Annotated in this window: 3 protein-coding genes and 1 pseudogene; 3 read left to right on the top strand and 1 reads right to left on the bottom strand. The window is 46.9% G+C overall.

Translation table 11 applies throughout. The features are described from left to right. The first annotated feature begins 67 nt into the window (after positions 1-67). The 3 genes from AC1DUA_RS27605 (at position 68) to phnE (ending at position 3,603) form a co-directional block, all read left to right on the top strand. Positions 68-1,093: a HoxN/HupN/NixA family nickel/cobalt transporter gene (locus tag AC1DUA_RS27605; RefSeq protein WP_477502810.1), complete on the top strand. Its 1,026-nt coding sequence runs from the start codon at positions 68-70 to the stop codon at positions 1,091-1,093. A 165-nt stretch (positions 1,094-1,258) separates the two neighbouring features. After that, entirely contained in the window at positions 1,259-2,032 is a 774-nt protein-coding gene (gene phnC / locus AC1DUA_RS27600) for a phosphonate ABC transporter ATP-binding protein (protein ID WP_167062076.1), read from the top strand. Beyond that, positions 2,029-3,603, top strand: a complete 1,575-nt coding sequence (phnE, locus tag AC1DUA_RS27595; RefSeq protein ID WP_477502809.1) for a phosphonate ABC transporter, permease protein PhnE — start codon at positions 2,029-2,031, stop codon at positions 3,601-3,603. The genes phnC and phnE overlap by 4 nt, the downstream gene beginning before the upstream one ends. Positions 3,604-3,661: 58 nt before the next feature. Here the strand turns inward: phnE and AC1DUA_RS27590 are convergent. Next, positions 3,662-3,899, bottom strand: a pseudogene (locus AC1DUA_RS27590) (hypothetical protein); the annotation flags it as partial.

Below are 3,899 nucleotides of genomic sequence, written 5' to 3'. Positions count from 1 at the left end.
GTCCTGCACACGTGTGCTACATTATTAATAAATCGTAGCACGAATGGGAAGGGTGTGTGTTTACCACATGTGGAAATCATTGCTGGAGCAGCGGAAGAGCTGGGGCGGATATGTAGGCTTTATCTTGCTTCTCCATGTATTAGGGCTTATTGGACTTTATTCCGTAGCCAAATCGTCTCCTGCCTTTTGGGGAATCGGACTGCTTGCTTATACGCTAGGCATGCGGCATGCCTTTGACGTCGATCATATCGCGGCCATTGACAATACGGTCCGTAAGCTTGTTCAACAGAAACGCAATCCGTTAGGCGTCGGTTTTTATTTCTCGCTGGGTCATTCTTCTGTCGTTTTCCTGATGGCGATTGTGACCGCTTTTTCGGTGACATGGGCGGAGCGGGAGCTTCCTTGGATGCAGCGTTTCGGCGGCGTCATTGGTGCTTCGGTATCCGGACTTTTCCTTGTTATCATTGGTGTTATAAACTTGATTATTCTAATAAGCTTATATAAACTGTTCGTCAAATTTCGCGGCGGCAAGCAGGATGACAATGAGTTTGAAGAGCTGTTGGAATCCCGTGGTTTCATTGCCCGCATGATCAAACCGTTATTCTCCTTCATCAGCAAAAGCTGGCATGTGTATCCGTTAGGTTTTCTCTTTGGCCTAGGCTTCGATACGGCTAGTGAAATTGCGCTGTTAGCTATCTCTGCCCATGCGGCCAAAGATGCGATTCCCTTCATCGGTGTCATTTCACTCCCGCTGCTGTTTGCAGCAGGCATGAGCTTGTTTGACACAGCCGATGGGATGTTCATGACCAAAGCCTACAAGTGGGCTTTCCATACGCCCGTGCGTAAGCTTTATTACAATTTGACTGTAACCGCTCTGGCCGTCATTGCTGCTTTAATTATCGGTGTCATTGAACTGGGGCAAGTACTCTCGGAAGAGTTCGATATGCAAGGCGCCTTCTGGACTTGGCTGCAGGACATTGATTTCGGCACCTTAGGTTTCATCCTCGTTGCCTTGTTCGTTATCGCGTGGATCGTCTCCATTGCGGTATGGAAAGGGATGAAAATCGAGGAGCGCTGGCGAGCTAAAGTTTAGAATATCGACTAGCCCCGGAGCAAGTTCCGGGGCTATTTTGTTGTAATGGTGAACATTGGAATATGAATATTTTCTAAAGGTTATCATAGAAAGAAGGATTTTGACGAAATTCGTTGAATTAGTTTGGTCTGATCTTTGATACCATTTAGAGAAAGTAGGACTTATATGATTGAGTTTAAACATATTTCCAAGGTGTATCCTAACGGAACTGTGGGTCTGAACGACATTAATTTGACTATTAAACCGGGGGAGTTCGTTGTTATTGTTGGTCTCTCTGGTGCGGGGAAATCGACTTTATTGCGTTCAATCAACCGCCTACATGAGACGACAGACGGAGAAATTTTGATAGATGGCAAATCGATCACCAAAGCCAATGGTGCTGAATTACGCCGGATGCGCAGAGATATCGGGATGATTTTCCAGACCTTCAATCTAGTTAAGCGTTCCACGGTGCTCCGCAACGTATTATCTGGTCGTGTAGGCTATCATTCCACACTTCGTACGGTTCTTGGATTATTCCCTAAGCATGATATTGAGCTTTCCCTGAAAGCACTGGAAAGAGTGAACATTCGGGAGAAGGCTTATTCACGCGCTGATGAATTGTCCGGCGGTCAACAACAGCGTGTCTCCATTGCGAGGGCGCTTGCCCAAGAAGCCAAGATCATTTTGGCGGATGAGCCTGTTGCTTCCTTGGATCCTTTAACCACGAGACAGGTTATGGATGACCTGAAACGAATTAATACGGAACTGGGTATCACAACAGTCGTTAACTTGCACTTTATCGATCTTGCACGCGAATATGCAACACGTATTATTGGACTTCGTGCAGGTAAAGTCGTATACGACGGACCCGTTGCTGAAGCGACGGATGAGGTTTTCTCCGAAATTTATGGCCGTGCCATTAAGAAAGATGAGCTGCTGGGGGTGCAGGAGGGATGAGTGTGACGTCTGTCAAAAGACCTCCTCGGACGAAGATTTATCTCATCGCCTTCATCATGGTGCTGTTCCTGATCGGGAGCATTTACCAGACGGATGCGACACTCACGAAGCTGGTGACCGGAACGCCGGAAATTCTCAAATTCATTGGGGAAATGTTTCCGCCGGATTGGGCGTTCTTCGCCGATATTTGGAAACCGATGGCACAAACCCTCCAAATGTCCATTATTGGTACAGCTGTGGGAGCTATTTTCGCTTACCCAATGGCGCTTCTTGCAGCACGTAACGTAACAACGACGCCATGGCTTTTTTATCCAGCTAGGCTGATCATGAACCTGCTTCGTACGATTCCGGATTTGCTGTATGCTGCACTATTTGCGGTGTTAGTGGGCTTCGGCCCGACAGCAGGTACGCTCGCGCTGATTTTCTTCACGTTCGGTATTTTGTCTAAGCTTGCATATGAATCGACGGAAGCGATTGATCCAGGCCCTCTGGAAGCGATGACAGCCGTTGGTGCCAATAAGCTGAAGCTGATTCGCTTCGGTGTCCTTCCACAGGTTGCACCTACGTACCTTGCTCATTTTCTGTATACGTTTGAAGTCAGTATCCGCGCGTCAGCCATTCTTGGTTTGGTTGGAGCCGGAGGTATTGGTTTGCTGCTCAAAAATACACTGGATCTGTTCCGTTATGATCAGTCCTGTGCGATTGTTATCTACACGTTGATTGTTGTTGTCATCATTGACTTAGTAAGTACCCGGTTCCGTTCCTACCTGCTGAAAGGCAGTGCGAAGCCAGTGTCAGAATCTCGTGCTCTTACTTACAAAATCATAGGATGGGGCGCAGTTATCGCTTTATTCATCTGGTCGTTGACAGGTCTGGAGTTAACAGGATTTCAACCGACGACTTGGATTTTGACAAAAGCGATGGTTTCCGGTTTGTTTCATCCGGATTGGGCGTATGTCTATATTCCGGAAGGGGAAGATTTACTTCGTTCCTTGCTTGAAACGTTATCGATTTCCTATTTGGGGAACTTCGTTTCTGCGATTGTATGTTTGCCGTTTGCCTTCTGGGCTGCAGCGAATATGAGCCGATTCCGTGCCGTTTCGGGAACAGGGAAATTGTTCCTGAGTATCGTACGTACGATTCCTGAAATTATTATGGCTTTGATCTTTATCAAAGCTGTAGGACCTAATGCATATGCCGGGGTAATGGCCTTAGGATTGCACTCTGTAGGGATGCTCGGGAAGCTGTATGCCGAAGCCATTGAGAATATGGATATGGGGCCTACAGAGGCGATGAACGCCGTAGGCGCTAATCTATGGCAGCGGATGGCCTTCGCCGTCATTCCTCAAGTAATTCCTGATTTCATCTCGTATACGTTATATCGTTTCGAGATCAACGTTCGTTCAGCAACTCTGCTTGGAGTTATTGGTGCTGGAGGGATTGGTACGCCGCTTATTTTCGCGCTTAACGCTAGACAGTGGCCGCGCGTAGGGATCATCCTGATCGGGATTATCATTACCGTCTCTATCATTGACTACATTTCTGGCTCGCTTCGTAAACGTATTGTATAAAGCAACAGACGCCGCAGCTGCGGCGTCTGTTTTGTTATGTAGGTTTTATGTATGTCTACTATACTTGATTTGAAAGTCTCTCACGGGTAACTAAACGAAGTGAACCGCGGCTAATTTTTGATAATGCTGCTGAACTGCTTGTCGGTTCCAAGACTTCAATCTGTTCGATTAGCTCTAGGGGAATCATGATGTTTCTAATTTTCAAAAGTTGGAAGGCTGAGTAGTAATTCGTGATAACTCCTCTAATCTCGTCGTTACCGCACCGGATGGAGACTTCATTTTTGCTGCTTATAAGC

This window comes from Paenibacillus sp. 01T422 (genome assembly GCF_056398785.1).
Note: the sequence above shows the minus strand (reverse complement) of the source record. Positions and strands in the feature narration are given on the sequence as shown.

Excerpts from the sequence above, each read along its gene's own strand:
- phnC (WP_167062076.1), top strand. The coding sequence starts at position 1,259 with ATGATTGAGTTTAAACATATTTCCAAGGTGTATCCTAACGGAACTGTG.
- AC1DUA_RS27605 (WP_477502810.1), top strand. The coding sequence starts at position 68 with ATGTGGAAATCATTGCTGGAGCAGCGGAAGAGCTGGGGCGGATATGTA.
- phnE (WP_477502809.1), top strand. The coding sequence starts at position 2,029 with ATGAGTGTGACGTCTGTCAAAAGACCTCCTCGGACGAAGATTTATCTC.